Consider the following 1,950-nt stretch of genomic DNA (forward strand, 5'->3'; position numbering starts at 1 on the left):
TTACCTCTTTAAGGTTAGCAATAACCTCAGGAGCGACTTCTTCTAGTGTATTGTGTTCCAAAATGTACTTAATAGCAGATTTACCAGCAATACGACCTTCAGCATGTGTTCCTGATGAGAACTTATGAGCGCAAGCTCCCGTGGCATCACCAGCTGCAAAGAGTCCTGGTACTGTTGTCATGTTGGCATAACCCCAGAAATAATCTGTTCCACCAGACAAATCTTCTGGACCGGATACCCATGCGCCTGATGCTCCAGAGTGTGAACTGATGAAATATGGCTCGGTTGCGCCAATTTCAGACGATCTTACTTCTGGTTCAACATTGGTCGCAGCCCAGAGTAAGGCTTGCGCAATGGTCATATCGAGGAAATCTTCCCAAGCTTCATTCTCCAGAGTTTTCATTTTCTTCTTGAAGGCCTTTTCGTCTCCCTCGTATTGTTTGGCCAGATTAGCGATGGCTTCCTCTGTCCGCATGAAGAGAGGTCCTTTGCCTTCTTTCATGTCCAACATTCCCAAATAGTTACGCAGGTTAGCAGGTTGTGGCTTAGCTGCTCCGTATTTGCCCCAGTTCTTCAATTCATCCGCACGGGTTTCCATGTAGTTTTCTCCCAACGCATTGGTTGCACGGGATTTGAAAAGTAGGAACCAAGCACCAACCGGCCCGTATGCGTCTTTGAAACGAATAGGTACAAAGCGTACTTCTTGGCTGGTCATCTCGCATCCAGCTTTGAATGTGAAGTAAGCGGATGATCCTGTGGAGAACGGAGGATACCAAGAACGCCCAGCGCCTTCACCAGTGGATTTTGGTTTGAAGACTCCAACCGTTCCACCCATGGCGCACATGACTGCTTTGGCTTTGAAAACATAGAATTTGTTCTCACGAACACTGAAACCTACTGCTCCGACGCATTTGCCGTCCTTGAGTAGTGGATCGGTGATGAAAACCCTTTCATAGATGTTTTCGTCGCCTAAGGCATTTTTTGCGGCTTCTGCGACGATTACTTTATAGGATTCTCCGCTGATCATCAATTGCCATTTGCCTTCGTGCACATAATTACCGTCATCATCTTTCCAAAGCGGAAGACCCCATTGCTCAAAAAGATGAACTGAACTGTCTACGTGCCGGGCAATGTTCGCCACTAAGTCATCACGGGCAACCCCCATGAGATCATATTTAACATACTTGACGTAATCTTGTACGGTGTTTTTACCTTCTGCTAGCCCAACATATAGATTGATGGCTGACAATCCCATTCCGACTGCTCCAGAACGTGGCATGGATGCTTTATCAACCAAGGTTACTTTAAGTCCATTTTGTTTGGCCCAGTAAGCTGCTTCTACAGCTGCACCGCAGGCTCCCATTCCTCCTCCAATTATGAGGAGATCCGTTGTTACTTCTACCGTTTCAAAGTTCATTGGCATTGATATTAACCTCCTTAATTCATTTCCCTAATTCAACAATTCGACCTTTATTTTTTGTACGTCCAAATTGGCATTTTCATAGAAGCGGGTTCTGTATACAGTTCGATGCTGTTTATATCTGTCGTCACAGGATAATCGCCGCCAGGAACTGCACTGCCTTCTTCTGTCGTCCGAATCGGGAACTTGAACCGTTTGGTCATACCATTACGGAATTTTACGGTCCACATAATGCTGTCAGATCCACGTAGTGGGGTTACCGATGCTCCTAGTGGTACGAAGTCTGCATATCCTCTCAGGTCCATCGCCTGTTGTGGGCATGCCTTAACACAGCAGAGACATTCCCAGCATGCCGAAGGATCCAGGTTAGTCGCTTTCATTCTTTCTTTATCGAGCATCATCAGGTCGTTCGGGCATGCATACATGCAAGCCGTCTTGTCTTGCCCTTTACATCCGTCACACTTTTCCGCAATTACAAAACTTGGCATAACTTTAACCTCCATCATTCATATATTTTTGATTAAGAACTT

The 1,950-nt window shown here is 45.8% G+C and carries 2 protein-coding genes; both read right to left on the reverse strand.

Going from position 1 to position 1,950, the window contains the following annotated elements; translation table 11 throughout:
• On the reverse strand, positions 1–1,423 hold a 1,423-nt coding region (gene aprA / locus DSOL_RS25940), incomplete at its 3' end, for an adenylyl-sulfate reductase subunit alpha (protein ID WP_075367578.1).
• A gap of 47 nt (positions 1,424–1,470) precedes the next feature.
• Positions 1,471–1,908, reverse strand: a complete 438-nt coding sequence (gene aprB, locus DSOL_RS25945) for an adenylyl-sulfate reductase subunit beta (RefSeq protein ID WP_075367579.1) — start codon at positions 1,906–1,908, stop codon at positions 1,471–1,473.
• Between the last annotated feature and the right edge of the window lie 42 nt (positions 1,909–1,950).

Source organism: Desulfosporosinus metallidurans (assembly GCF_001936615.1).
GTDB classification, from domain to species: domain Bacteria; phylum Bacillota; class Desulfitobacteriia; order Desulfitobacteriales; family Desulfitobacteriaceae; genus Desulfosporosinus; species Desulfosporosinus metallidurans.

What these genes read in the sequence shown, in the direction of transcription:
- aprB (WP_075367579.1), bottom strand. Translation starts at nt 1,908, where the DNA reads ATGCCAAGTTTTGTAATTGCGGAAAAGTGTGACGGATGTAAAGGGCAA.